The organism is Streptomyces griseoruber (assembly GCF_001514205.1).
Lineage (GTDB): Bacteria > Actinomycetota > Actinomycetes > Streptomycetales > Streptomycetaceae > Streptomyces > Streptomyces griseoruber.
On sequence record NZ_KQ948769.1, the window covers coordinates 281932 to 306974 of the forward strand.

Consider the following 25043-nt stretch of genomic DNA (forward strand, 5'->3'; position numbering starts at 1 on the left):
GGTGCCCGGAGCCGGACTACAAAGCCGTGGAGAGCCGACACGGGGCCGGCCCGAACGGGGCCCAGCCGACACGAAGGGAACTCGATGGCGTACGACCTGATCACCATGGGGCGGATCGGGGTGGACCTCTATCCGCTGCAGACGGGTGTGCCGCTCCCGCAGGTCACGTCCTTCGGGAAGTTCCTGGGCGGCTCGGCGTCCAACGTCGCGGTCGCCGCGGCCCGCCTCGGCCGGTCCACCGCCGTGATCACCCGCACCGGCGACGACCCGTTCGGCACGTACCTCCACGAGGCCCTGCGCGGCTTCGGTGTCGACGACCGCTATGTCACCCCGGTGCCGGGCCTGCAGACGCCGGTCACCTTCTGCGAGATCTTCCCGCCGGACGACTTCCCGCTGTACTTCTACCGCAAGCCCAAGGCCCCGGACCTGGAGATCGACGCCCACGAGCTGGACCTCGACGCCATCCGTGAGACCGGCATCTTCTGGATCACCGGTACCGGCCTGAGCGAGGAGCCCAGCCGGACGGCGACCCTCGCCGCCCTCGCGCACCGCGCCAAGGCCGGCACCACGGTCTTCGACCTCGACTGGCGCCCGATGTTCTGGACCGACCCGGACGCGGCCCGCCCGTTCTACGCCGAGGCCCTCAAGCACACCACCGTCGCGGTCGGCAACCTCGACGAGGTGGAGGTCGCCACCGGCGTGCGCGAACCGCGGGCCGCCGCCCAGGCGCTGCTGGACGCGGGCGTCGAGCTCGCCGTCGTCAAGCAGGGCCCCAAGGGTGTCCTCGCCGTCCACCGCAGCGGTGAGTCCGCCGAGGTCCCGCCGCTGCCGGTGAACGTCCTCAACGGCCTCGGCGCGGGCGACGCCTTCGGCGGCTCCCTCTGCCACGGTCTGCTCGCCGACTGGGACCTGGAGCAGATCATGCGGCACGCCAACGCGGCCGGCGCGATCGTCGCCTCCCGTCTGGAGTGCTCCTCCGCGATGCCGACCGGCGACGAGATCGAGGCCGCCGTCGAGGCGGGGGCCGTCCTGTGACCATCGACATCTCCGAACTCGTCCGGCTGCGGGCCGAGCGTCCCGAGGCGATCGCCGAGGCCGCCGCCCGCCGCCCCCGCCGGCCGCTCCTGGGCGACTCCGGCCGGCTGATGATCGTCGCCGCCGACCACCCCGCCCGGGGCGCGCTCGGCGTCGGCGGCGACAAGCTGGCCATGGCCAACCGCGCCGACCTGCTGGAACGCCTGGTCCTGGCACTGTCCCGGCCCGGCGTGGACGGGGTCCTCGCCACCGCCGACATCCTGGACGACCTGCTGCTGCTCGGCGCCCTCGACGGCAAGGTCGTCATGGGCTCGCTGAACCGGGGCGGGCTCCAGGGCTCCGTCTTCGAGATGGACGACCGCTTCACCGGCCACCGCCCCGAGGACATCGAGCGCCTCCGCTTCGACGCGGGCAAGCTGCTGGTGCGGATCGACTACGACGACCCCGGCTCCCTCACCACCCTGGAGTCCACGGCCCGCGCGATCGACGACATGGCGGCCCGCCGGCTGCCGCTCTTCGTGGAGCCGTTCATCAGCCGCCGCACCCCCGAGGGCAAGGTGACGAACGACCTCTCCGCCGAGGCCGTCATCAAGTCCATCGCCATCGCCTCCGGCCTCGGCGGCACCTCGGCCTACACCTGGCTGAAACTCCCCGTCACCGACAACCCCGACGACATGGCCGAGGTCATGGAGACCTCCACCCTCCCCGCCGTCCTGCTGGGCGGCGAGGTCGGCGGCTCCGCGGAAGCGCAGGCCGGGGCGTACGAGAAGTGGCGCGGGGCGCTGCAACTCCCCACCGTCCGGGGCCTGGTGGTCGGCCGTTCGCTGCTGTACCCGGCGGACGGGGATGTCGTCGCCGCCGTGGACACCGCCGTAGGACTGCTGTGAGGGCCGCATGAGCAACGACCTGTACATCCCCAAGGGGACCACCGCCGACGGCGAACTCGCCCTCGACATCGACCCGAAGCGGGCCGGCTGGACCTACAGCAGTCTGCGGATCGTCGAGCTCGCCCCGGGCGGCAGCCACACCCTCACCACCGGTGAGAGCGAGTGGATCGTGCTTCCGCTCGAAGGTGGATGTACCGTGCAAACAGACGGAAACGAGTTCCAACTCCTGGGCAGGGAAAGCGTGTTCGCGTCGGTCTCCGACTTCGCGTACGTTCCCCGCGACGCCCGGGTCACGATCGCCTCCGGCGCGGGAGGCCGCTTCGCCCTGGCAGGAGCGAAGTGCGAGCGACAACTCCCCGCCCGCTACGGCCCCGCGCCGGAGGTCCCCGTCGAGGAGCGCGGCAGCGGCGCCCAGTTGCGCCATGTGCGCAACTTCGCCTCCGCCGACGCCTTCGACTGCGACAAGCTGATCGCCGTCGAGGTGATCACACCCGGCGGCAACTGGTCCTCGTACCCGCCGCACAAGCACGACGAGCACCGGCCGGGCGAGGAGGCCGAGCTCGAGGAGATCTACTACTTCGAGATCGACGGTCCGCACGGCTTCGGCTACCAGCGGGTGTCCCCCTCCCGCGAGGGCGGATCCGAGGTCCTCGCCGAGGTCCGTTCCGGTGACGCCGTCCTCGTCCCCGACGGCTGGCACGGCCCGTCGATCGCCCAGCCCGGCCACGCCATGTACTACCTGAACGTCATGGCAGGCCCCGGAGAGACCCGCGAGTGGCGGATCTGCTTCCACCCGGACCACACGGAGGGTTACCGATGACCACCAGGCTCACAGTGGCCCAGGCGCTGGTGCGCTTCCTCGCCGCCCAGTACACCGAACGCGACGGCGTACGGCAGCGGCTGATCAGCGCCACCTGGGGCATCTTCGGCCACGGCAACGTGGCCGGCCTCGGCCAGGCGCTGATCGAGTACGGCGACGACATGCCGTTCCACCAGGGCCGCAACGAGCAGTCCATGGTGCACGCGGCCGTGGGCTACGCCCGCCAGTCGAACCGGCTCTCCACCCACGCGGTGACGACGTCCATCGGCCCCGGCGCGACCAACCTGGTCACCGGCGCCGCCCTGGCCACCGTCAACCACCTCCCGGTCCTGCTGCTGCCCGGCGACATCTTCGCGACCCGCGTCGCCGACCCGGTGCTCCAGCAGCTGGAGGTGCCGTACGCGGGCGATGTGTCGGTCAACGACTCGCTGCGCCCGGTGTCGAAGTACTTCGACCGCGTCACCCGGCCGGAGGCCCTGATCCCGGCCGCCCTCCAGGCCATGCGGGTCCTCACCGATCCCGTGGAGACGGGCGCGGTCACCCTCGCGATGCCGCAGGACGTGCAGGCCGAGGCGTACGACTGGCCGGAGGAGTTCTTCGCCGAGCGCACCTGGGTCGTACGGCGTCCGGGCGCCGACCCGACCGAACTCGCCGAGGCGGTCCGGGTGATCCGCTCGGCGCGGCGGCCCCTGATCGTCGCGGGCGGCGGTGTCCACCACAGCCGCGCCGAGGAGGCCCTCGCCGAGTTCGCCGAGACCACCGGCATCCCGGTCTCCTCCACCCAGGCCGGCAAGGGCTCCCTGCGCTACGACCACCCCCAGGACGTGGGCGGCGTCGGCCACACCGGCACCGCCACCGCCGACGAACTGGCCCGCACCGCGGACCTGATCATCGGCGTCGGCACCCGCTACACCGACTTCACCACCGCCTCCAACACCCTGTTCCAGGGCGAGGGGGTCCGCTTCCTCAACCTCAACATCGCCCCCTACGACGGCCACAAGCTCGCCGGACAGCCGCTGGTCGCGGACGCCAGCAGCGGCCTGGCGGAGCTGACGGCGGCCCTGCGCACGCACCGGCACCGTGTCGCGGACGCCTACGTCACCGAGTACACCGAGGACAAGGAACGCTGGGAGCAGCGCGTCGACGCCTGCTACGAGGCCGACGAGCCCGACACCCGCCCCACGCAGCCGCAGGTCCTCGGCGCGCTCGACGCCCTCGCCGACGAGTCCGACGTGATCATCAACGCGGCCGGTTCGCTCCCCGGCGATCTGCACAAGCTGTGGCGGGCCCGCTCCCGGGACCAGTACCACCTGGAGTACGGCTACTCCTGCATGGGGTACGAGATCCCGGCGGCCATCGGAGTGAAGATGGCCGCGCCCGAGCGCAACGTCTGGGCGCTGGTCGGCGACGGCACGTATCTGATGATGCCGACGGAGATCGTGACGGCCGTGCAGGAGGGGATCGCGATCAAGATCCTGCTCGTGCAGAACCACGGCTACGCCTCGATCGGCGGGCTCTCGGAGTCCGTCGGCGGTGAGCGGTTCGGCACCGCCTACCGCTTCACCTCGGAGGACGGCACCTTCACGGGTGCGCCGCTCCCCGTCGACCTGGCCGCCAACGTGGCGAGCCTGGGCATGCGCGTCCTGCGCGCGAAAACCGTCCGCGAGCTGCGCGAGGCCCTCGCCGAGGCGCGCGCCGCCGACACTCCCACTTGTGTCTACGTGGAGACCGAAACGGCCGACACTGTGTCGGGCCCGCCGCCCGCGCAGGCCTGGTGGGATGTACCTGTCGCCGAGACCGCGACCCGATCGTCCGCGGTGAAGGCACGAGAGCTGTACGAACGGCACGTCTCCACCCGACGCCGCCATCTGTGAAGGAGTACTCGGTCATGACGAAGATCGTCAACCACTGGATCGGCGGCAAGACCGTCGAAGGCGCGTCGGGCACGTTCGGTCCGGTCACGGACCCGGCGACCGGCGCGGTCACCACCAAGGTCGCGTTCGCCACGGTGGACGAGGTCGACGCGGCGGTCCAGGCCGCCAAGGACGCGTTCGTGTCCTGGGGCCAGTCCTCGCTGGCCAAGCGCACGGAGATCCTCTTCCGCTTCCGCGCGCTGCTGGACGCCAACCGTGACGCCATCGCCGAGCTGATCACCGCCGAGCACGGCAAGGTGCACAGCGACGCGCTCGGCGAGGTGGCCCGCGGCCTGGAGATCGTGGACCTCGCCTGCGGCATCAACGTGCAGCTGAAGGGCGAGCTGTCCACGCAGGTGGCGAGCCGTGTGGACGTCTCGTCCATCCGCCAGCCGCTCGGCGTCGTCGCCGGCATCACGCCGTTCAACTTCCCGGCGATGGTCCCGATGTGGATGTTCCCGATGGCCATCGCGACCGGCAACACCTTCGTGCTGAAGCCGTCCGAGAAGGACCCCTCGGCCTCGATCAAGATCGCCGAGCTGCTGTCGGAGGCCGGTCTCCCCGACGGCGTGTTCAACGTCGTCCACGGTGACAAGGTGGCGGTGGACCGCCTCCTGGAGCACCCGGACGTCAAGGCCGTCTCCTTCGTCGGCTCGACCCCGATCGCCCGCTACATCCACACCACGGCCTCCGCGAACCACAAGCGCGTCCAGGCCCTGGGCGGCGCCAAGAACCACATGCTGGTCCTGCCGGACGCCGACCTGGACGCGGCGGCGGACGCCGCCGTGAGCGCGGCCTACGGCTCGGCGGGCGAGCGCTGCATGGCGATCTCTGCCGTGGTCGCGGTCGGCGCGATCGGCGACGAGCTGGTGGAGAAGATCCGCGAGCGCGCCGAGAAGATCAAGATCGGCCCCGGCAACGACCCGACCTCGGAGATGGGCCCGCTCATCACCGCCGTCCACCGCGACAAGGTGGCGTCGTACGTCACGGGCGCGGCGGCGGAGGGCGCCGAGGTGGTCCTCGACGGCACCGGCTTCACGGTCGACGGCTTCGAGGACGGCCACTGGATCGGCATCTCCCTGCTGGACAAGGTGCCGACCTCCGCGAAGGCCTACCAGGACGAGATCTTCGGCCCGGTCCTGTGCGTGCTGCGCGTGGACTCGTACGACGAGGGCGTGGCGCTGATCAACAGCTCCCCGTTCGGCAACGGCACCGCGATCTTCACCCGGGACGGCGGCGCGGCCCGCCGCTTCCAGATGGAGATCGAGGCCGGCATGGTCGGCGTGAACGTCCCGATCCCGGTCCCCGTCGGCTACCACAGCTTCGGCGGCTGGAAGGACTCCCTCTTCGGCGACCACCACATCTACGGCAACGACGGCACACACTTCTACACCCGCGGCAAGGTCGTCACCACCCGCTGGCCCGACCCGGCGGACGCCCCGTCCGGCGTGGACCTGGGCTTCCCGCGCAACCACTGACGCCCGCACGGCGGTACCGGTGCCCTGTCCCTCCGGGGGCGGGGCACCGGCGTTTCGTCGGCGCGGTCGGCGCGGTCGGCGCGGTCGGCGCGGTCGGGGCGGTCGGCGCGGTCGGCGTGGCGCAGGTGCGTCGTGGGTGCGTCGTGGGGCGCCCGTCGGGTCCGGATTCCGGACGGGGCGACGTTTTTTTGCCACGTTTCCTGCGGTTCCCGTACGCCCCGCGCGGGCCGAACGGACTGAGCGAAACTGCCGTAACCGAAGATCAGGCGGCTCTCGACCTACGGATTCCGTAGGTAAACACCTATTGACGCGCCGGTTTTCGTCGGGGTTCGATGCGGCAACACCGCAGCCTCCGGAGGCGATACCGCTCCGCCCCCCACCCCGCCGCACGAGTCGATCGGAATCCGCCGCATGACCGACACGCTCCGCCCTGTCGACACCGCCCTCCCCGAGGCGCCCGGCAGTCCCCAGACGCTCAAGCGCTCCATCGGAGTCGTCGGCGGCACCCTGCTGACCCTGTCCTGCGTGACCCCCGCCTCCACCCTCTTCGTGGTCGTCCCGGACCTCTTCGGCTCACTCGGCACCGCGACCGCCCTCACGATCGCGATCGGCTCGCTGCTCTGTATCGCCGTGGCGTTCTGCTACTCGGAGCTGGGCACCCTCATCCCCAGCGCGGGCGGCGAGTACGCCATGGTGTCGACGCTGGCCGGACGCCTCGCCGGCTGGCTGGTCTTCGTCCTCTCCCTGCTGGTCGTGATGATCGTCCCGCCGGTGATCGCGATGGGCACCGCCGACTACCTCGCCCCGGTCGTCCACCTCGACCCCTCCCTCGCGGGCGCCGGCGTCATGCTGCTCGCCACCCTCGCCGGTCTGCTGGACCTGCGCGCCAACGCCTGGATCACCGGCGTCTTCCTGGTCCTGGAGGTCATCGCCGCGGCCGTCGTGGCCGTCCTGGGCTTCGCGCACGGCCACCGGGGCCCCGGCAGCCTGGTCTCGATGCAGGTCGCGGACGCCCACGGCGGCACCGACACCGTCACCGCCCTGCTGGTCGTCTCCGGCCTCGCGATCGCCCTCTTCGTCACCCAGGGCTTCTCGACCGCCGTCTACCTCTCCGAGGAACTGGAGCACCCGCGCCGCACCGTCGCCCGCACCGTCCTCGCCACCCTCGCCATCTCCTCGGTGATCATCCTGGTCCCGGTCGTCGCCATCACCTTCGGCGCCTCCGACCTCGCCCAGCTCACCGGCGGCGACATCAGTTCCATGGTCACCGCCTGGTCGAACTCCGCCGTCGGCACCTTCGTCAGCCTCTGCGTGGCCCTGGCGATCATCAACGCCGGCATCGTGATGGTCATCCAGAACTCCCGCGTCCTGTTCGCCTCCGCCCGCGACCAGGCCTGGCCCGGACCGGTCAACCGCGTCTTCGCCAAGCTCGGCCGCTTCGGCTCCCCCTGGGTCGCCACCCTCGCCGTCGGCATCCCCGGCGCCGCCCTCTGCTTCGTGAACCTCGACACCCTCTACGGCGTCACCGGCGTCTCGGTGACCGGCATGTACCTGCTCGTCGCGGTCGCCGCCCTGCTCTCCCGCCGCGGCCACCACCGGCACACCCCCGCCTGGCGCATGCCCCTGTGGCCCGCCGTGCCGGTCCTGCTGATCGCCGTACTCGCCTACATCCTCACCCAGCAGGAGGCGAGCTACCTCCTGTGGACCGGCGGCATCACCGCCGCCGCCACCCTCTACTGGGCCCTCTACCTCCGCCCCCGCCCCGACACCCGCTGGCTGGTGACCCTGCCCGAGGACACGCAGGCCTGATACCGCAGCTGGTGTACGTACGTGGGCTCACGTACGCCCCTGGGAGGGCGGGCAGTTCGGTCTCCGGTCGACAACTCCCCGACAGGTTGACCCCGTACCGTTGAAGCATGGATCTTCGACTGCCCGGTCTGCGAGGACCACGGCGGCCGCGACGGCTTTTCGCCGCCGCGGCCGCCGTCGTCGTACTCGCCGGTGCCGGCACGTGGACGGCCGTCGCCGACGACGACGGCCGGCCCGCGGTGCGCCACAGCGATCAGGTGATGTCCGTGGACGGCGTCCGCCTGGACACCTCCTACTTCACCTCCGGCGGCTCCGGCCGCCGCCCCGCCGTCCTCCTCGGACACGGCTTCGGCGGCACCAAGGACGACGTGCGGCAGCAGGCCGAGGACCTCGCCCGCGACGGGTACGCCGTCCTGACCTGGTCCGCGCGCGGCTTCGGCAGGTCCACCGGCAAGATCGGGCTGAACGACCCGAAGGGCGAGGTCGCCGACGTCTCGAAGCTGATCGACTGGCTCGCCGCACAGCCCCAGGTGGAGCTGGACAAGAAGGGCGACCCGCGCGTCGGCGTCGCCGGCGCCTCCTACGGCGGCGCGATCTCCCTGCTCGCCGCCGGGTACGACGACCGCGTCGACGCCATCGCCCCCTCGATCACGTACTGGAACCTCGCGGACGCCCTGTTCCCCGACGGCGTGTTCAAGAAGCTGTGGGCCGGCATCTTCGTCAACACCGGCGGCGGCTGCGACCGGTTCGAGCCCGCGCTGTGCGCGATGTACCAGCGGGTCGCCGAGTCCGGCACCCCCGACACCGCCGCCCGCGCGCTCCTCGACGCCCGCTCGCCGTCCGCCGTCGCCGACCGCATCAAGGTCCCCACCCTCCTCGTCCAGGGCCAGGCCGACTCCCTCTTCACCCTCGCCCAGGCGGACGCCGCCGAGAAGGCGATCAAGGCCAACGGCGCCCCCGTGGACGTCGACTGGATCGCGGGCGGCCACGACGGCGGCAACCTGGAGACCAGCCGCGTACAGGCCCGCGTCACCGCCTGGTTCGACCGCTACCTCAAGGGCGAGAAGAGCGTCGACACCGGCCCCGCCTTCCGCGTCACCCGCACCGGAGGCGTCGACTCCACCGACGGCACGGTCCCGCTGCGCGGCGCGAGCGGCGACAGCTACCCCGGCCTGGAGAACGACCGCCGCGCGGTCCGGCTCACCGGCCGCGAGCAGTCCTTCGACAACCCCGCCGGCGCCAGCCCGCCCGCCATCTCCGCCCTGCCCGGCCTCGGCGGCTCCAGCCTCGGCCAGCTCTCCGCGTTCGGCGTCGGCGTCTCCCTCGACTTCCCCGGCCAGTACGCCGCCTTCGAGTCCGCGCCGGTCACCGGCGAGCTGCGGATCACCGGCGCCCCCACGGTCACCGTCCACGTGAAGTCCACCGCCGACACGGCCGTCCTCTTCGCCAAGGTCTACGACGTCGGCCCCGACGGCAGCCGGCAGCTGCCCTCCCAGCTGGTCTCCCCGATCCGCGTCGACGGCGCCAAGGCCGGCAAGGACGTCACGATCACCCTCCCGGCGATCGACCACGACATCGAGGAGGGCCACCGGCTGAGCCTGGTCCTCGCCTCCACCGACCTCGGCTACGCCTCCCCGGCCGCCCCGGCGACGTACACGGTCTCCCTGAAGGGCGATCTGCGGGTTCCGACGGCCCCCACGGTCACGACCGCCGCCGCCCCCCTGCCCTCCTGGGTGTGGTGGCTGCCCCTCGCGGGCGCGGCCCTCGCCCTGCTGCTCCTGCTGACCGGCCGCCGCCGCACCGCGATGCCGGCCCCCGACCCCGAACTGGCCGAGGTCCCGCTGCAGATCGCCGGCCTGAGCAAGAAGTACGCGGGCGGCGACCGCTACAGCGTCCGCGAACTCTCCTTCCAGGTGGAGAAGGGCCAGGTGCTGGGCCTCCTCGGCCCCAACGGCGCCGGCAAGACGACCACCCTGCGCATGCTGATGGGCCTCATCAAGCCCGACGAGGGCGAGATCCGGGTCTTCGGCCACGCCGTCCGCCCCGGCGCCCCCGTCCTCTCCCGGGTCGGCTCCTTCGTCGAGGGCGCGGGCTTCCTGCCGCACCTCACCGGCCGGGAGAACCTGGACCTGTACTGGAAGGCCACCGGCCGCCCCGCCGAGGACGCCCACCTGGAGGAGGCCCTGGAGATCGCCGGCCTCGGCGACGCCCTGGCCCGCGCCGTACGGACGTACTCCCAGGGCATGCGCCAGCGCCTCGCCATCGCCCAGGCCATGCTGGGCCTGCCCGACCTGCTGATCCTCGACGAGCCGACCAACGGACTCGACCCGCCGCAGATCCGCGAGATGCGCGAGGTGATGATCCGGTACGCGGCCGCCGGACGCACGGTGATCGTCTCCAGCCATCTGCTGGCGGAGGTCGAACAGTCCTGCACCCACCTCGTGGTCATGGACCGCGGCCGGCTCGTCCAGGCCGGCCCGGTCGGCGCGATCGTCGGCTCCGGCGACACCCTCCTGGTCGGCACCGCCACCCCGGTGGAGGAGCCCGTCCTGGAGAAGGTGGCGGCCCTGCCCGGCATCGCCTCCGCGGACCGCACCGACGACGGTCTCCTCGTACGGCTCGACGCCGACGGCAGCGCCCAGCGACTGGTCGCCGAACTCGTCCGGATGGACGTGCCCGTCCGGTCGGTCGGCCCGCACCGCCGCCTGGAGGACGCCTTCCTCACCCTGATCGGAGGTTCCGCATGAGCACGCTCACCGAGGTCGCCTCCGGCTACCAGCCAGGCCGCACCCTGCCGTTGCGCGTCGAACTGGCCCGCCAGCTCAAGCGCCGCCGCACGATCGTCATGGGCGGCATCCTCGCCGCCCTGCCGTTCGTGCTGCTGATCGCGTTCGCCGTCGGCGGCGAGCCGGGCGGCCGCAACAACACGGTGACCCTGATGGACACCGCGACCGCGTCCGCCGGCAACTTCGCGGCCGTCAACCTGTTCGTGTCGGCGGGCTTCCTGCTGGTCATCCCGGTCGCCCTGTTCTGCGGGGACACGGTGGCCTCCGAGGCCGGCTGGTCCTCCCTGCGCTATCTGCTCGCGGCCCCCGTGCCCCGGGGCCGGCTGCTGTGGTCCAAGCTCGTCGTCGGCCTCGCGCTCAGCCTGGCCGCGATGATCCTGCTGCCGGTCGTCGCGCTCGCCGTCGGCACCGCCGCCTACGGCTGGGGACCGCTGGAACTGCCCACCGGCGGCACGCTCGACGCGGTCACCGCGGCACAGCGCCTGCTGGTCGTCGTCGGATACCTCTTCGTGTCCCAACTCGTCACCGCCGGGCTCGCGTTCTGGCTGTCGACGAAGACCGACGCCGCCCTCGGCGCGGTCGGCGGCGCGGTCGGACTGACCATCATCGGCAACGTCCTGGACGCCGTCACCGCCCTCGGCGACTGGCGGAACTTCCTCCCCGCGCACTGGCAGTTCGCCTGGGCGGACGCCGTCCAGCCCACCCCCGAGTGGTCCGGCATGCTCCAGGGCACAGCCGTCTCCGTGACCTACGCCCTCATCCTGTTCGCCCTGGCCTTCCGGGGGTTCGCCCGCAAGGACATCGTGTCCTAGTGCCGCGGCCTGCCGCGGCACTGGGTCAACGGAGGGTCTCCGACCGGTCTCGGCGTGCCGCGGGCGTGCCCTGTTCGAGACGGACCCGCAACACCCCGTGCCGCACGTTCCGGCCCCCTGTCCCGTCACAGTCACAGACATCGACGGACACAGGGGGCCCGGCACATGAAAACGCATCGCATACCAGCACTCCTCGCCTGCACGGCGGCCACCGCACTCCTCCTCACCGGCTGCGGCGCGGGCGACTCCTCGGGCAGCAAGGCCTCCGACGGGGCGGCCCGCGGCGACGCCTTCCCGGCACCGAGCGCACCCGCCACCGAGGTGGACGGCGACGGGGCCGCCCCCGACCACCTCTCCACCTTCGCCCTCGACGTCGACACCGCCTCCTACGGTTACGCCCGCCGCACCCTCGCCGACGGTGAGCTGCCCGACCCGTCCACGGTCCGCCCCGAGGAGTTCGTCAACAGCTTCCGCCAGGACTACGACCGCCCCGACGGCAACGGCTTCTCGGTCACCGTGGACGGCGCCCGCACCGGCGACGACGACTGGTCCCTGGTCCGCGTGGGCCTCGCCACGCGCGCTGCCGACAACGAGAGCGCACGCCCGCCCGCCGCCCTCACCTTCGTCGTGGACGTCTCCGGCTCGATGGGCGAACCGGGCCGGCTGGACCTCGCCCGGCACTCCCTGGACACGATGACCGACCGGCTGCGCGACGACGACTCCGTCGCGATCGTCACCTTCAGCGCCGACGCCGAGACCGTCCTGCCGATGACCCGCCTCGGCGACCACCGCGCCCGCGTCCACGACGCCGTCGACCGGCTGAGGCCCGACGACTCCACCAACCTCGGCGCCGGCGTCGCGACCGGCTACGACACTGCCGTGCAGGGCCTGCGCAAGGGCGCCACCAACCGGGTCGTCCTGGTCTCCGACGCCCTCGCCAACACCGGCGACACCGACGCCGACGCGATCCTGGAACGCATCGGCACCGACCGCCGCGAGCACGGCATCACCCTGTTCGGCGTCGGCGTCGGCAGCGACTACGGCGACGCCCTCATGGAACAACTGGCCGACCGGGGCGACGGCCACACCGTCTACGTCTCCGACGAGGAGGAGGCCCGCGAGGTGTTCTGCGACGACCTCCCGCAGAACATCGAACTGACCGCCCGCGACGCCAAGGCCCAGGTCGCCTTCGACCCCGACACTGTCACCGACTTCCGGCTCGTCGGCTACGAGGACCGCGCGGTCGCCGACGAGGACTTCCGCGACGACCGGGTCGACGGCGGCGAGGTCGGCCCCGGCCACACCGTCACCGCCCTCTACGCCGTGCGCACCCGGCCCGGCGCCGAGGGCCGCCTCGCCACCGCCACCGTCCACTGGCTCGACCCCGACACCCGCACCCCGCACGAGGACACCGGCAGCCTGACGGCCGACGCCCTCCACGACTCGCTGTCCACGGCCCCCGCCCGCTTCCAGGTCACGGCGACGGCCGCCTACTTCGCCGACACCCTCCGCCACACCGGAACCCCCCTGCCGGCCACCCCGTCCCTCGCCGAACTCGCCGACCGCGCCCACGCCCTGGCGGACAGCACCGAGGACCAGGACGTACGCCGCCTGGCCCGGGCCATCGACGAGGCCGACCGCATCGGCGGCCTGGACGGCGGGCGTTGAATTTTCCCCACGGGTGCAGGGTCGCCCGCATCACCCGACTGGGTGAACCGGCCACCCGGCGAACGCACCATCGGCCGAAGCCCCGCCCCGGCACCGCCGTCCGTACCGCCGAGGTCCTCAAGTGAGGCACACGAACGGCGGGCCACCGGAGAACCGGTGACCCGCCGTGGGGTACGTCAGGCCGAAGTTCAGCCGTTCTGGGCGCCGTTGCCCGACAGGGCCGAGATGTCGTCCAGGATGTGCGACAGCGGCTCGTCGCCCTTGGCCTGGGTGGAGTTCTCGACGCACTGCTGGTTCTGGGGGGCGGAGAGGATCGGGATGTCCTGCAGGGCCACGCCCAGACCCAGGGCGGCCCCGCCGATGTTGCCCTTGAGCGGCAGGCCCACACACGGCTTGTTCAGGGAACCCTGGATCAGCGAGAGCTGCGGGCTCATGTCGCCGAACGTGGCCGAGTTGCCGAACTCCTGCGAGGCACCGTTGCCGCTGGCGGAGGTGGTGCCGCTGTCGTCGCCGATGGCCAGGGCCTGCGGCGCGGAGGCGACCGCGACACCGGCCAGGGACGCGGCGACGGCCGCGGTTGCCCACAGCTTCTTCATGATCTTTCCCTTTCGAAAAGCGGACTCCGGGGGAGGAGCTGCGTGATCGTCAACGCGTCATCCCCGGGGAATGTTGCGCACTTTGCCCCGTTTGGAGCAGCGCGACGGACATCGGGACCGTGCGCTCCTCACCCGGATGCGGAACAGCGGGCCGCCGATGCTCGGCGACCCGCTGTCGTGGTGGAACGTCAGTGGTTGGCCGCGCCGTTGCCGGCGAGCAGCGAGATGTCGTCCAGGATGTGCGACAGCGGCTCGTCGCCCTTGGCCTGGGTGGAGTTCTCGACACACTGCTGGTTCTGCGGCGCCGACAGGATCGGGACGTCCTGGACGGCGATACCGGCGACGCCGCCGATTCCGCCGAGGTTGAGCTTGGCGGGCAGCCCGATGCAGGGCTTGTTGAGGGACCCCTGGATGAGCGCCATCTGAGGGCTCATGTTGCCGAAGGTGGCCGAGTTGCCGAACGACTGGCTGGCGCCGTTGCCGCTGGCGGAGGTCGTGCCGCTGTCGTTGCCGATGGCGAGCGCCGGAGCCGCGGCGGCGGCGGAGACGCCGACGACGGAAGCGGCGACCGCGGCGGTGGCCAGTACCTTCTTGATCACTTGCTAGTCCCTTCTGGAGAAACCCCGGCCATCGGAGCGATCTGATCAACTGCCCCCGCCGTGTTTGGTTGCTGCCCTTCACTCCGACGGCCTATTTCTCTGAGGAATGGACCGGCGAGGGAACTCCTATTGAGTGAAGGGCCGCAACCATTCCCGGCGCCCCTGGTTGAGTCGGGCGCAGACACATGGTCTTGGCGCCGGAGCCAGGGCAGGGAAAGGAAAGCGAAATGCTGAAGAAGGCAATGGCCGTGGCGGCGGTCGCCGCTTCCGTCGTGGGTGCGTCGGCGGCGGTCGCGCCTCAGGCGCTTGCCATCGGCGACGATGCCGGTACCACCTCCGCCAGCGGCAACGGCGCGCGCGAGGCGTTCGGCAACTCGGTGACCAAGGGCGACATGAGCCCGCAGGCCACCCTGGTCCAGAGCTCCGTGAACAAGCTGTGTGTCGGTCTGCCGGCCAAGCTCAACGCCATCGGGTTCGGTGTCGTCGCCGGCATCGCCGCCCAGGACATCCCGATCCTGTCGGCGCAGCAGAACCAGCAGTGCGCCGAGAACTCCACCCAGGCCAAGGGTGACGAGCCGGCGTCGCACATCCTGGACGACATCTCCGCGCTCTCGGGCAACGGCGTGCAGAACGGCTGACGGCCGGCACCGCCCGTCCCGGACGGCCCGCACATCGGTGCGGGCCGTCCGGCTTTTTATATGAAGACATTCGAGTGAATACCACGACCGTACGCGTTCGTCGCTTTCCCCCGCCGTCAATCTCTCGTGTGCAGCCTGTCGGTTCCGACCGTCAACGAGGCATGGCCGCAGAGAAGGGAAAACTCATGAAGAAGAGTGCCGCTGTCGTCGCGGGCCTGGTTCTGGCCCTGGGCGCCGCCACTCCGGCGTTCGCCGACAACGAGACCACCGGTGTCGCCGCCAACTCCCCGGGCTTCCTGTCCGGGAACGTGGTCCAGATCCCGATCGATGTGAACGCCAATGTGTGCGGCAACACGATCAGCGTGATCGGGCTTGTGAACCCGGCCTTCGGCAACCACTGCAGCAACGGCTGACGCCACGCCACCCCAGCCCTCGGGCTGGGCCGAGGCCGGTCCCGGGACAGCTTCCACGCGTTCCGGGACCGGCTTTCCCACTTCTTCGAGCAGGAAGACAACGAGAGTGCGACAGACCCTGAGAAAGGGGATGGTCGCGGCCGCCGCCGCGACGAGCATCCTGTACCTGGGCGGAGGCGCCGCCGTCGCGGACACGTACGAGGACGGTACGGCCACGAGTGCGCCGGGCGTGGTGTCGAGCAGCCCCGACGCGCCCCAGGCGGCCGAGCCCACGAGCCACACCCACGACACGTCGTCGTCCGGCGACCAGGACTCCGCCCACCGGGGCTACGGCGACGAGGACTCCGGCTACGGCAGCTCCGAGAAGCCCGGCCACGGCGGCCATGAGAAGCCGGGTTACGAGAAGCCGGGCCATGAGAAGCCGGGTTACGAGAAGCCGGGCCATGAGAAGCCGGGTTACGAGAAGCCTGGCTACGGCGGTCACGAGAGCCCGAGCCAGGGTGGCCATGAGAAGCCGGGCCACGACGACCACGGCAAGCCCGACCACGAGAAGCCCGGCCACGACGAACACGGCAAGCCCGGCCACGGCAAGCCCGGTCACGAGAAGCCCGGTCACGACGAGCACGGCAAGCCCGGCCACGGCAAGCCCGGTCACGAGAAGCCCGGTCACGACGAGCACGGCAAGCCCGGCCACGAGAAGCCCGGCCACGAGAAGCCCGGCCACGACGAGCACGGCAAGCCCGGCCACGAGAAGCCCGGCCACGACGAGCACGGCAAGCCCGGTCACGAGAAGCCCGGCCACGACGAGCACGGCAAGCCCGGCCACGGCAAGCCCAGTCACGACGGCTCCGGTTACGGCGACCACGGCAACGGGGGCTCCGACTACGGGAACGGGCACGACGACTCCAGCCACGGCTCGCACCCGCCGCACACCAAGCCCCCGCACACGAAGCCCCCGTACACCAAGCCGCCGACCCACGGCTACCCGCCGCACACCCACCCCCCGCACACCACCCCGCCGGAGCACACCTACCCGCCCCACAAGCCGCCGGAGCTGTCCCACACCGGCAGTGAGGCGATGCTGGCGGCCACGGGTGTCAGCGCCGCGCTGATCGCGGGCGGCGCCATCCTGTACCGGCGAGGCCGGACCGCCTCCCGCCGGTGACCGCGCCGGGTGCCGGACGCCCTCGCGCCCGGCACCCGCGCCGCACGGATCCCGTACGGCCCGTCAGCGGCTGCCCGCCTTCTCGTCGTCCGTCTGTTCCGCCGGGGGCGGTGGCGCGGGTGCGGGGACCCGGCCGAGCAGGGCGGCGGCGCGGGGTCCCGGTGGGGCGGAGCGGGGAAGGCGGTCCCGCAGACGCCGGGTGACATGGGCGCACCACAGCCGCCGCATCGCCCGTCCGGGGGCGGGGTCGTCCCCGGCGTACCAGGCCAGTTCACGGCCCTGCGGGGCCGGACGCAGCGCGGCGAGCGGTGCGTAGTTCTCGACCACGAAGGTCCGCCCCGGCAGCGGCTCCCCGGCCGGCAGCGGACGGTGGGTCAGATCCAGGTGCTGGGCGCGTACGACGTCCAGTCCGGCGGCGTCGGCGAAGAGCCGGAACTGCGCGCCGGGACGGGGGTTGAAGTCGAGCAGGTGATAGGCGCCGGTACGGCCGCACCTGCGGAAGTCCAGGTCGAGGACGCCCCGGTAGCCGAGCGTGTCGACGAGCCGTTCGGCGAGCGTGCCGACCTGCGGGTTCTCGGTCCACTCACCCACCGCCGTCAGCCCGGCCCCGCGTGGCCAGGCGCACAGCTTGCGCCCCGTCCCGCCGCCGCGCAGCGTGCCGCGGCGGTCGGCGTACCCGTGGAAGAACCAGTCCCGGTCCGGGCCCGGCGGGAGGAAGGCCTGGAGCAGCAGCCGGCTGCCGGCTTCCTCGGTGCGCAGATACAGCTCGCGCGCGTCATGGGCGGAGCGCACGACGACCGTGCTGCGCAGTCCGCTGCCGGCCGGCAGCAGCCAGGGCCGGCTCCACTTCGCCACCAGCGGCAGCCCGAGGCGCCCCGCGGCGCAGACGGCCCCTTCGGCGCTGTCGGGGACGGCCGTCTCGGGGTGCGGTACGTCCGCCGCGGCGCACAGTGCGGCCAACTCGGCCTTGTCCGCGACCTGTTCGGGCAGCGCGCCGGGCTGCTGCGGCAGCAGATAGGCGGCCGCCAGCTCCTCGCGCAGCCGGGCCACGGCGACCGCGCCCGCGTCGTCCATGGGGATCAGTACGGCGGGCCGTTCGATGCGGGCGGCCACGCGCAGCAGGGCGGCGGCGATGTCGGCGGGCGCGGCGCCGGGCGGCGGCGGGGGATGCAGCTGGCGTACGAAACGGGATCTGCTCACGGGGCTTCCCGTCGCGTCGGCGACCACGTGCACCTCGATCCCGGCCCGGCCGAGCGAGCGTACGGCGCCGAGGGTTCCGTGGTGAAAGGGGTTCCGGTCGATCCGCAGCAGTACGGCGGGGACGCGGGTGTCGAGCAGCGACACGGGCATTGCGCTCCTGTGGTGGGGCCGGATCACCGGTTCGGTCGAGCAGGGCACCCGAAAGCCGTAACGGCGGTGGCGGCACATCCTTTTGTGTGACTTTCATATGGCTACGTATCAGTAGTGCAATTTCATCCCCCGCCCGGATTCATGCTCCGTTGACACCGTGAAAGTGAGGAGGGAGCCGGCATGGCCTCACAACAGCGACGCACCCGGTCCCGGCGGCCGGTCTTCGCCGTCGCCACGGCGGCGGCCGCGGTGTCGGTGGTCCTGGCGTCCGGGCCCGGACCCGCCGTCGCCGACCCCGCCCCGGTGCCGAACGCGACGCCGGCGCAGATCCCACAGGCGGCACCCCCACAGGACCCCGGCACCCAGCCGGCACCCCCCGCCGCCCCGACCCCGGACACCCCGACTCCCGCCGCCCCGACCCCGGACACCCCGACTCCCGCCGCCCCGACCCCGGACACCGCGCCCCCCGACCCGACGATCCCCGACTCGGCCCCCGACCCGACGGCCACCGAGTCCACACCCCCCGCCGCCCCGACTCCGTCCCCGCCGACCGCCCCCACCCTCACGCCCACGCCCACCCCCGTCCCTTCGACCGCCCCCGCCCCCGCCTTCGGTGCCTACCTCGACTTCGGTGCACGGGGGGTGGCCCGGATCGCCCGGCTCAGTGCCTGGCTGGGCGGGGCCGAGCTGCGGGTCGGGCACACCTATCTGCCGGGTGATCAGTGGTCGAACATCGAGGGCCTGCCCGGCTTCCTCGACGTATGGGCCGACTGGCGGCGGGAGAAGGACGACCGGATGCTCGTCCTCAACGTGCCCATGCTGGAGCGCAACGAGGAGGGCGTCGCCGATCCCGAGGTGCGCGATCTGCTCCAGCGGGGCGCGTCCGGGGAGTTCGACCACCACTTCCGCGCCCTCGCCGAGCGGCTGGTCGGGCTCGGGGTGCCGGACACCGTGATCGTGCTCGGCTGGGAGATGAACGGCACCACGTACACCCACCGCTGCGGCCCGGACCCGGAGGCCTGGAAGGCGTACTGGAACCGGATCGTCACCGCCATGCGCGCGGTGCCGGGCCAGCGGTTCCGGTTCGACTTCGCGCCCACCCGGGGCAGGGACGCCGTGCCGTGGACGGAGTGCTATCCCGGGGACGACACGGTCGACATCATCGGCATGGACGCCTACGACCAGCCGAGCGGACTCTCCTTCGACGAGCAGGTGTCCGAACCGCTCGGCCTCCAGGAGCACGTCGACTTCGCCCGGGCCCACGGCAAGCCCGTCTCGTATCCCGAATGGGGACTGTTCCGCAACGGCGACAACGCGGAGTACATGCGCCGCATGCTCGACTGGATGGACCGGCACGGAGCCCTCTACAACACACTGACCGACTACTGCCCGCACGGGGTGTGGCAGTGCCGCGGGAACCCGCGGGCGTCCGCGGTCTACCGCTCCCTCCTTTCGGACCCCGTGACCCCGACGGCGCCCACGGCCCCCCAGCGCCCGGACCACTGCACGCCGATCGCCCTCGGGAACTGGCTCGAGAGCCGGCTCGGCGGCCGGCTCTGTCTGCGGCTCGGCTGGTGGTCGCCCGCCCGCTGAGGCCACCGGGGCGGGCGGGACCCCGTCAGGTCCCCCCGTCACCGGCGTGCTCCTTCCGCCGCTCCCAGCGCAGCAGCAGTTCCTTGCCCCGCCGGCGGGCGGCCACGTCGCAGACGACCGCCGACAGCAGCGGGGCGGTCCGCCGCCGGGCCAGCAGCAGCCGCTGGTTGACGACCGGTTCGGGCCGCCAGTGATGCTTGTACGGCTCGTCGCCGCGCAGCAGGCTCAGCGCGGCCCGCCCCCCGTCCCGGGTGTGCTCGGCGCACGCGTCGAGCAGCATCACCGCCACGTCCGCCTTGCGCTCCCGCAGCCGGGGATGGGCGCCGTAGAGGTACCCGCCCGCCAGCCGGTGCGACAGCAGGGTCAGGTCGACGGCCACCACGTCGTCGTCCAGCCGGAACTCGGTGACCACCGCGTTTCCCGAGCGCACCATCGGGCCGACCGAGCGCACCAGGTGCTCGCAGAAGCGCGGCCGCAGATGCTCGCCGGTCACCTTGCGGCCCTGCCACTGCAACCGGTGCAGATCGAGGAGCCGGTGCAGCGCCGCGTCCACCTCGTCGGGCCGTACCGCGTGCCGCTCCACGCCCAGCGCGGTCAGCTTGCGCAGCTTGGCCCGCACCCGCTGGGCCTTCGCCGACGGCAGCCGGGCGACCAGCTCGTCCATGGGGAGGGCCGGCAGCTCCAGGCACATCGAGTCGCCCACCCGCCGACGCGGGCCGCGCCAGCGCTCGTAGACCTGTTCGACCGCGCCGCCCGGCCGTACCTCGCGGAAGTCGATGAGAGCCGTGCGGGCGGCCGCCGCGAGGGCTTCGGTGAGCGCGGTGACGGCCCGCTCGCCGTGGCCGTCGTCGACGAGGACGTCCGCGTAGTCGGAGATCGCCCCGCCGAGCGGGACCAGCGCGGGCACCGGGCGGCGGACGGCCATCAGCGGGGCGACGGCGACGAGTTCGGCTCCGTCGCGGACCACGAGCAGGCGCAGCCGGCCGGGCGTGCCGTACGACAGCCACCAGGAGTGCAGCCAGGCGTGGCTCTGGAACGGGGTCGCCGTCGCGCACCGCCGGTAGAGACGGTCCCAGGCGGGCGCGAGCCCGGCGAAGTCCCGCTCGTCGGTGATGAGTCCGGTGGCGTACGGCGGTTTCACAGCGCTCCATGGAATACGTCGTCGCGCGCGGCCGGGGCCGGTACGGCGGTCGGGGCGTCCGGTGTCTCCCGCTCCCGTCGCGGCCGTACCAGCAGCACCAGCCCCCCGAGCAGCCCGCCCGCGCTCGCCCCCACGAGGGAGGTCAGCACCGGGGACGGCGAGGACGGGTCGGTGGGCTCGACCGCGCGGGCGAACTGCTGGAGTTCGACGTTGGTGGTCTTCCGGGTGCTCAGCGCGTGCTCGGTCAGCGAGCGGGACACCGCGTTGGCCATGTCGGCGGCCAGCGCGGCGCGCGGGGCGGTGGCCGTGATGGAGACCAGCGGGGCGTCCGGCGAGGTCGCCGTCGTCACCTGGCGCTGCAAGGTGCGGGCCGGCACCCCCGCCGCCGTCTCGGCGTCCCCGAGCACCGCGAGCTGGGTCGCGACCCGCCCGTAGGCCTGCGCGAAGCCGAGTGCGGACGCCGGGTCGGACTTCTCGGTGGGAACGGCGACGACATAGGCGGTGGCCGTGTACACGGGCGGGGTGAGGGCCCCGTACGCGCCGCCGGCCAGACCGCCGGTGACGACCGCGGCGGCCAGCAGGGACCACGGCGGGAGCGTCCTGGCGCGGCGGAGGGCGGAGGGGCGGCGGCGGGGATGCGCGGTCATGCGGAACTGACTCCCTGGGGTGTCGGGGAAGCGGCGGAGGAGGCGGGGGCCGGCAGGGGCCGTCCGGTGACGGCGGCGGTGTACACGTCCATGAGCCGGCCGGCGCTGCGGGCGATGTCGTAGCGGTGGGCCGCGTCGGGCGCGGTGCGCGGGCCGGGGGGAGCGGCGCGGGCCTCGGTGAGCGCGCGGACGAACGCCTCGGTGCCGCCGGTGACCCGGAGGGCGCCGGGGGCGGTGAGACCGTCGAGGGCGGGGCAGGAGGCGTAGCGCACGGGGAGTCCGCAGGCCAGCGCCTCGACCACCGCGAGCCCGAAGGTCTCCTCGGGGGACGGGGAGACGAGCACGTCCATCGCGCAGACCAGGGACGGCAGATCGGGCCCCGGGGTCCCGTCGGGGACGTAGGGGCGTTCGCCGGTGAGCAGGACACGGTCGGCGACCCCCGCCTCCTGGGCGAGGCGGCGCAGCGCGTCCTCCTCCGGGCCGCCGCCGACCAGCAGCAGCCGGCAGTCGGCGGGCAGCCGGGCGAGGGCGCGGACGGCGATGTCGAAGCGTTTGCCCGCGGCCAGCCGGCCGATGCCGCCGACGACGTACGCGTCCGGCGGCAGGCCGAGCTGCCGGCGGGCCCGGTCGCGGGCGGCCGCGTCGAAGCGGAAGCGGGCCAGGTCGATGCCGTTGGGCACCACCGCGATCCGAGCGTTCGCCACGCCCCAGGCGCGCAGCCGTCCGGCGACCGCGGGGGAGACCGCGACCGTGGCGCGGCCGAGCCGCTCACCGGCGAGATAGAGCGCCCGGACCCCGGCGGTCAGCCGTCGGCCCTCCAGCTGAGTCCCGCCCAGGGAGTGTTCGGTGGCGACGACCGCCCGCACCCCGGCGAGCCGGGCGGCCGGGCGGCCGTAGACGCAGGCCCGGTAGAGATGGGTGTGGACGAGGTCGTAGCGGCCGGCCCGGATGATCCGCACCAGGCGGGGCAGCGCGGCCAGGTCGCGGTTGCCGCGCATCCCGAGGTCGACGACCCGCACCCCGTCGGCCCGCAGCCCCTCGGCGACCGCGCCCGGGTTCGTCAGCGTCACGACCTCGCAGTCGGCGGGCAGATGCGGCAGCAGCAGCCGCAGTTGCTGCTCGGCGCCGCCCACGCCGAGGCCGGTGATGATGTGCAGGACCCTCACCGCGGCGCCTCGACCCGGCGGCGGCGCAGCGGGTGCAGCCGGTACTTGAGGAAGAGGCGCGCGGAGGTGTCGTTCTGGCCGACGTGGACGCGCGGGAAGGCGTACGGGCCGGTGAGCGGGCCGGGGTCGATCGCGCAGGCGTAGGTGTATCCGGCGTCCCGTACGGCGTCCACGGCCCGCCGGTCGATCGTGCCGTAGGGGTAGCAGAAGCCGGCGGGTGCCGTGCCCAGCAGTGCGGCGAGGGCGCTGCGGCTGTCGGCGGTCTCCGCCTTCAGGGTGAGGTCGTCGGCGCGGGTGAGGTCGAGGTGGGTGAGGCCGTGCGAGCCGATCTCGACGCCCTCGGCGGCGGCCTGCCGGATGCCGTCGGCGGTGAGCAGCGGTTTGCGCGGGCCGAGCGGGTCCCAGGCGTTGTCGCCGCCGAGCCGGCCGGGCAGCACGAACAGGGTGGCCGTGCAGCCGTGGCGGCGCAGGACGGGCAGGGCGTGGGTGACGAAGTCGGCGTACCCGTCGTCGAAGGTCAGGCCGACGAGTCCGCCGGGGGCGGGCGCGGCGAGCAGCTCGGCCATGGAGACGCCCCTGAGGCCCCGCCGGACCAGCCAGGCGAGCTGCCGGTCCAGCCGCTCGGGCGTGATGGTGACGCGGTACGGGTCGTCGGCGCGGTCCTCGGTCACCGAGTGGTACATCGCCACCCAGGGGACGGAGCTGCGTCTGGTGGTGTCAGGAGCGGCCATGGGCGAGCCTCCGGGTCGCGGAACGTACGGAACGGAGTGCGCGGGCGATGCCCTGGACGCCCAGGGCCCGGCCCAGCAGGACGAAGACGGCGGTCACGGTGAGCCCCCCGGCGACCAGCCCCGTGAGGGTGCCCGTGCAGCGGGCGGCGACGAGGATCCCCGCCACGGTCGCGAACAGTGCGGCGAGCACCGGGCGGCCGAGTTCGAGCAGCACGGCCCGGGTGCGCAGCGGGACGCTGCGGGGGCCCGTCCCGGCGAGCAGGACCGTCGCGGTGACGGTGATGCCGGCCGCGTTGGCGACGGCGATCCCGTACACCCCCCAGGGGCCGACGCACAGCGCGCCGACACCGGAGGTCACCGCGATGCCGATGGCCATCGCGCCGACCGGGTACCAGCGGCCGCGGCCGCCCGAGAAGTAGGAGCGGACGAGGACGCCGGTGAGGGTCTGGCCGAGCAGCCCCAGCGCGTACACCCGCATCACCCCGGCCGTGGCCGCGGTGTCCTGGGCGGTGAACGCGCCCCGCTGGAAGAGGATCTCGATGATCTGCGGGGCGCAGGCCACCACGGCGGCGGTGCCGAGCAGCACGATGCACGCGGCCAGCGACAGATCCCGCTCCACCCGGGTCCGGGCCCGCTCGGTGTCCCCCTCGGCCAGCGCCCGCGCGACCACCGGGAAGGTGACCGTGCAGACCATCACCGACAGGATCATCGGCATCTGCGCGACCTTCTGGGCGTAGTTGAGGTGCGAGATCGCCCCGGCGGGCAGGTTCGAGGCGAGGAACCGCTCGATGAGCACCTGCGACTGCCGGCACAGCGCGAAGAGCAGCACGGTGGTCAGGAGCGCGGTGTCCAGCGGCCGGGGTTCCTCCCCGGCGGCCTCCCGGGAAGCCGCCCCCTTCCTCAACTGCCTTACCAAAGAGGGAAGTTGTACGAAGACCATCAGGAACCCGCCGACCGCCACCCCGGCCGCCGCCGAGCGCACCCCCCACCGCCCGCCGAGTGTGAACATCCCGGTGACGATGCCGACGTTGTACGCCACGTAGATCGCCGCGGGCGCCACGAACCGCCGGTGCGCGCGCAGGGCGGCGCTGCAGTACCCGGCGAGCCCGAAACTCACCACACAGGTCGCGGTGAGCCGGGTGCAGTCCACGGCGAGCGCCGGGTCGGGCAGCCCCGGGGCGAGCACCCCGACCAGCTGGGGGGCGATTGCGGCGAGCAGGGCGCCGATCGCGACGAACGCCAGCGACAGCCGCGGGAGCGTGCCGGCGACCAGGGCGCGGACCGGATCACCGGGGGCGCCCTGGGAGCGGCGGGCCAGCGCCATGCTGAACGCGGGGATCAGCGCGAACGCCAGCCCGTCCTCGATGAGCAGGGTGGCCGCGAACTCCGGGACGGTCCAGGCGACGAGGAAGGCGTCCGTGTCGCTGCCCGCCCCGAACAGCCGCGCCAGCGCCTGGTCCCGGACCAGCCCGAGCAGCGACCCGGCGACCGAGAGCACGGCGGTGACGAGCGCCGCCTTGGCGAGAAAACCCCCGGAGGCCGGGGGAAGCCCGGTGACCCCTTCGTCATCGGACCGCTCCCCGGCCGGGGCGACGTCCCGCGCCACCGGCACGACCACCTCCCCGTCGACCCCCCTCACCTGCCGGGGCGCCCGAAACGGCACCACCCTCACCGCCCCCACCCCTCCCCGACGACCCCACGCTCCCGGTCTCCCTCGGCCTTCCGGGCCTCCTGGGCTTTCCGGGCCTCTTGGGCCTTCCGGTCCGTCCCGGCTTCCCGGTCCGTCCCGGCCTTCC

At 72.9% G+C, this 25043-nt stretch carries 21 protein-coding genes; 13 read left to right on the plus strand and 8 right to left on the minus strand.

Annotated elements, in window-relative coordinates; all coding sequences use genetic code 11:
* Nucleotides 1-84: 84 nt before the first annotated feature.
* The 9 genes from iolC to AQJ64_RS20120 all read left to right on the plus strand — a co-directional run bounded on the left by iolC (nt 85) and on the right by AQJ64_RS20120 (nt 13208).
* Nucleotides 85-1035 (plus strand): 5-dehydro-2-deoxygluconokinase, encoded by a 951-nt coding sequence (gene iolC / locus AQJ64_RS20080; RefSeq protein WP_055637279.1) that lies wholly within the window; start codon nt 85-87, stop codon nt 1033-1035.
* Nucleotides 1032-1922, plus strand: coding sequence for a Cgl0159 family (beta/alpha)8-fold protein (locus tag AQJ64_RS20085; RefSeq protein ID WP_055637280.1), 891 nt, complete (start codon nt 1032-1034; stop codon nt 1920-1922). The genes iolC and AQJ64_RS20085 overlap by 4 nt, the downstream gene beginning before the upstream one ends.
* Before the next feature lie 7 nt (nt 1923-1929).
* The gene (iolB, locus tag AQJ64_RS20090; RefSeq protein ID WP_055637281.1) at nt 1930-2742 is read left to right on the plus strand and encodes a 5-deoxy-glucuronate isomerase; all 813 of its coding nucleotides are present in this window, start codon (nt 1930-1932) and stop codon (nt 2740-2742) included.
* Nucleotides 2739-4616, plus strand: a complete 1878-nt coding sequence (gene iolD, locus AQJ64_RS20095; protein WP_055637282.1) for a 3D-(3,5/4)-trihydroxycyclohexane-1,2-dione acylhydrolase (decyclizing) — start codon at nt 2739-2741, stop codon at nt 4614-4616. Before iolB ends, iolD begins: the two co-directional genes overlap by 4 nt.
* A 14-nt stretch (nt 4617-4630) precedes the next feature.
* Complete coding sequence (gene mmsA / locus AQJ64_RS20100; RefSeq protein WP_055637283.1) at nt 4631-6133, plus strand: CoA-acylating methylmalonate-semialdehyde dehydrogenase; 1503 nt, start codon at nt 4631-4633, stop codon at nt 6131-6133.
* Nucleotides 6134-6544: 411 nt separating this feature from the next.
* Nucleotides 6545-7942, plus strand: coding sequence for an APC family permease (locus AQJ64_RS20105; RefSeq protein ID WP_055637284.1), 1398 nt, complete (start codon nt 6545-6547; stop codon nt 7940-7942).
* Nucleotides 7943-8049: 107 nt separating this feature from the next.
* Nucleotides 8050-10689 carry an alpha/beta fold hydrolase gene (locus tag AQJ64_RS20110; RefSeq protein WP_055637285.1) on the plus strand — a complete coding sequence of 880 codons (2640 nt, stop codon included), beginning with the start codon at nt 8050-8052 and terminating at the stop codon, nt 10687-10689.
* A complete protein-coding gene (locus tag AQJ64_RS20115) occupies nt 10686-11540 on the plus strand; it encodes an ABC transporter permease (RefSeq protein ID WP_055637286.1) in 855 nt (284 codons plus the stop codon). The genes AQJ64_RS20110 and AQJ64_RS20115 overlap by 4 nt, the downstream gene beginning before the upstream one ends.
* Before the next feature lie 165 nt (nt 11541-11705).
* Nucleotides 11706-13208 (plus strand): vWA domain-containing protein, encoded by a 1503-nt coding sequence (locus tag AQJ64_RS20120; RefSeq protein ID WP_055637287.1) that lies wholly within the window; start codon nt 11706-11708, stop codon nt 13206-13208.
* A gap of 188 nt (nt 13209-13396) precedes the next feature.
* Here AQJ64_RS20120 and AQJ64_RS20125 read toward each other — a convergent pair whose 3' ends face one another.
* Together AQJ64_RS20125 and AQJ64_RS20130 are read right to left on the minus strand one after the other, a co-directional pair.
* Entirely contained in the window at nt 13397-13804 is a 408-nt protein-coding gene (locus tag AQJ64_RS20125) for a rodlin (RefSeq protein ID WP_055637288.1), read from the minus strand.
* Nucleotides 13805-13992: 188 nt separating this feature from the next.
* Nucleotides 13993-14403, minus strand: coding sequence for a rodlin (locus tag AQJ64_RS20130; RefSeq protein WP_055637289.1), 411 nt, complete (start codon nt 14401-14403; stop codon nt 13993-13995).
* Nucleotides 14404-14630: 227 nt separating this feature from the next.
* Between AQJ64_RS20130 and AQJ64_RS20135 the strand changes: the two genes are divergently transcribed.
* The 3 genes from AQJ64_RS20135 (at nt 14631) to AQJ64_RS20145 (ending at nt 16619) form a co-directional block, all read left to right on the plus strand.
* Nucleotides 14631-15041 (plus strand): rodlin, encoded by a 411-nt coding sequence (locus AQJ64_RS20135; RefSeq protein WP_055637290.1) that lies wholly within the window; start codon nt 14631-14633, stop codon nt 15039-15041.
* Between the two features lie 185 nt (nt 15042-15226).
* Nucleotides 15227-15454: a chaplin gene (locus AQJ64_RS20140; protein ID WP_055637291.1), complete on the plus strand. Its 228-nt coding sequence runs from the start codon at nt 15227-15229 to the stop codon at nt 15452-15454.
* A 106-nt stretch (nt 15455-15560) separates the two neighbouring features.
* Complete coding sequence (locus AQJ64_RS20145) at nt 15561-16619, plus strand: putative sodium/potassium/calcium exchanger (protein WP_159060304.1); 1059 nt, start codon at nt 15561-15563, stop codon at nt 16617-16619.
* A gap of 63 nt (nt 16620-16682) precedes the next feature.
* On the opposite strand, the gene AQJ64_RS20150 is transcribed toward AQJ64_RS20145, so the two are convergent.
* Nucleotides 16683-17969 carry a carboxylate--amine ligase gene (locus AQJ64_RS20150; RefSeq protein ID WP_059202831.1) on the minus strand — a complete coding sequence of 429 codons (1287 nt, stop codon included), beginning with the start codon at nt 17967-17969 and terminating at the stop codon, nt 16683-16685.
* Nucleotides 17970-18149: 180 nt separating this feature from the next.
* Here AQJ64_RS20150 and AQJ64_RS20155 point away from each other — a divergent pair, with 180 nt between their 5' ends.
* The gene (locus AQJ64_RS20155) at nt 18150-19562 is read left to right on the plus strand and encodes a glycoside hydrolase family 26 protein (RefSeq protein ID WP_059202832.1); all 1413 of its coding nucleotides are present in this window, start codon (nt 18150-18152) and stop codon (nt 19560-19562) included.
* Between the two features lie 25 nt (nt 19563-19587).
* On the opposite strand, the gene AQJ64_RS20160 is transcribed toward AQJ64_RS20155, so the two are convergent.
* The 5 genes from AQJ64_RS20160 to murJ are packed head-to-tail and all read right to left on the minus strand — an operon-like array spanning nt 19588 to nt 24919.
* A complete protein-coding gene (locus AQJ64_RS20160; protein WP_059202833.1) occupies nt 19588-20703 on the minus strand; it encodes a GNAT family N-acetyltransferase in 1116 nt (371 codons plus the stop codon).
* Nucleotides 20700-21350 (minus strand): YveK family protein, encoded by a 651-nt coding sequence (locus AQJ64_RS20165; RefSeq protein ID WP_059202834.1) that lies wholly within the window; start codon nt 21348-21350, stop codon nt 20700-20702. The genes AQJ64_RS20160 and AQJ64_RS20165 overlap by 4 nt, the downstream gene beginning before the upstream one ends.
* Complete coding sequence (locus tag AQJ64_RS20170; protein ID WP_059202835.1) at nt 21347-22516, minus strand: glycosyltransferase; 1170 nt, start codon at nt 22514-22516, stop codon at nt 21347-21349. Before AQJ64_RS20170 ends, AQJ64_RS20165 begins: the two co-directional genes overlap by 4 nt.
* Entirely contained in the window at nt 22513-23247 is a 735-nt protein-coding gene (locus AQJ64_RS20175) for a polysaccharide deacetylase family protein (protein WP_055638833.1), read from the minus strand. The genes AQJ64_RS20170 and AQJ64_RS20175 overlap by 4 nt, the downstream gene beginning before the upstream one ends.
* On the minus strand, nt 23234-24919 hold the full coding sequence (gene murJ, locus AQJ64_RS20180; protein WP_425315614.1) for a murein biosynthesis integral membrane protein MurJ: 1686 nt from the start codon (nt 24917-24919) through the stop codon (nt 23234-23236). Before murJ ends, AQJ64_RS20175 begins: the two co-directional genes overlap by 14 nt.
* Between the last annotated feature and the right edge of the window lie 124 nt (nt 24920-25043).

Excerpts from the sequence above, each read along its gene's own strand:
- iolC (WP_055637279.1), top strand. The coding sequence starts at position 85 with ATGGCGTACGACCTGATCACCATGGGGCGGATCGGGGTGGACCTCTAT.
- iolB (WP_055637281.1), top strand. The coding sequence starts at position 1,930 with ATGAGCAACGACCTGTACATCCCCAAGGGGACCACCGCCGACGGCGAA.
- iolD (WP_055637282.1), top strand. The coding sequence starts at position 2,739 with ATGACCACCAGGCTCACAGTGGCCCAGGCGCTGGTGCGCTTCCTCGCC.
- mmsA (WP_055637283.1), top strand. The coding sequence starts at position 4,631 with ATGACGAAGATCGTCAACCACTGGATCGGCGGCAAGACCGTCGAAGGC.
- AQJ64_RS20105 (WP_055637284.1), top strand. The coding sequence starts at position 6,545 with ATGACCGACACGCTCCGCCCTGTCGACACCGCCCTCCCCGAGGCGCCC.
- AQJ64_RS20110 (WP_055637285.1), top strand. The coding sequence starts at position 8,050 with ATGGATCTTCGACTGCCCGGTCTGCGAGGACCACGGCGGCCGCGACGG.
- AQJ64_RS20115 (WP_055637286.1), top strand. The coding sequence starts at position 10,686 with ATGAGCACGCTCACCGAGGTCGCCTCCGGCTACCAGCCAGGCCGCACC.
- AQJ64_RS20120 (WP_055637287.1), top strand. The coding sequence starts at position 11,706 with ATGAAAACGCATCGCATACCAGCACTCCTCGCCTGCACGGCGGCCACC.
- AQJ64_RS20125 (WP_055637288.1), bottom strand. The coding sequence starts at position 13,804 with ATGAAGAAGCTGTGGGCAACCGCGGCCGTCGCCGCGTCCCTGGCCGGT.
- AQJ64_RS20135 (WP_055637290.1), top strand. The coding sequence starts at position 14,631 with ATGCTGAAGAAGGCAATGGCCGTGGCGGCGGTCGCCGCTTCCGTCGTG.
- AQJ64_RS20140 (WP_055637291.1), top strand. The coding sequence starts at position 15,227 with ATGAAGAAGAGTGCCGCTGTCGTCGCGGGCCTGGTTCTGGCCCTGGGC.
- AQJ64_RS20150 (WP_059202831.1), bottom strand. The coding sequence starts at position 17,969 with ATGCCCGTGTCGCTGCTCGACACCCGCGTCCCCGCCGTACTGCTGCGG.
- AQJ64_RS20155 (WP_059202832.1), top strand. The coding sequence starts at position 18,150 with ATGGCCTCACAACAGCGACGCACCCGGTCCCGGCGGCCGGTCTTCGCC.
- AQJ64_RS20165 (WP_059202834.1), bottom strand. The coding sequence starts at position 21,350 with ATGACCGCGCATCCCCGCCGCCGCCCCTCCGCCCTCCGCCGCGCCAGG.
- AQJ64_RS20175 (WP_055638833.1), bottom strand. The coding sequence starts at position 23,247 with ATGGCCGCTCCTGACACCACCAGACGCAGCTCCGTCCCCTGGGTGGCG.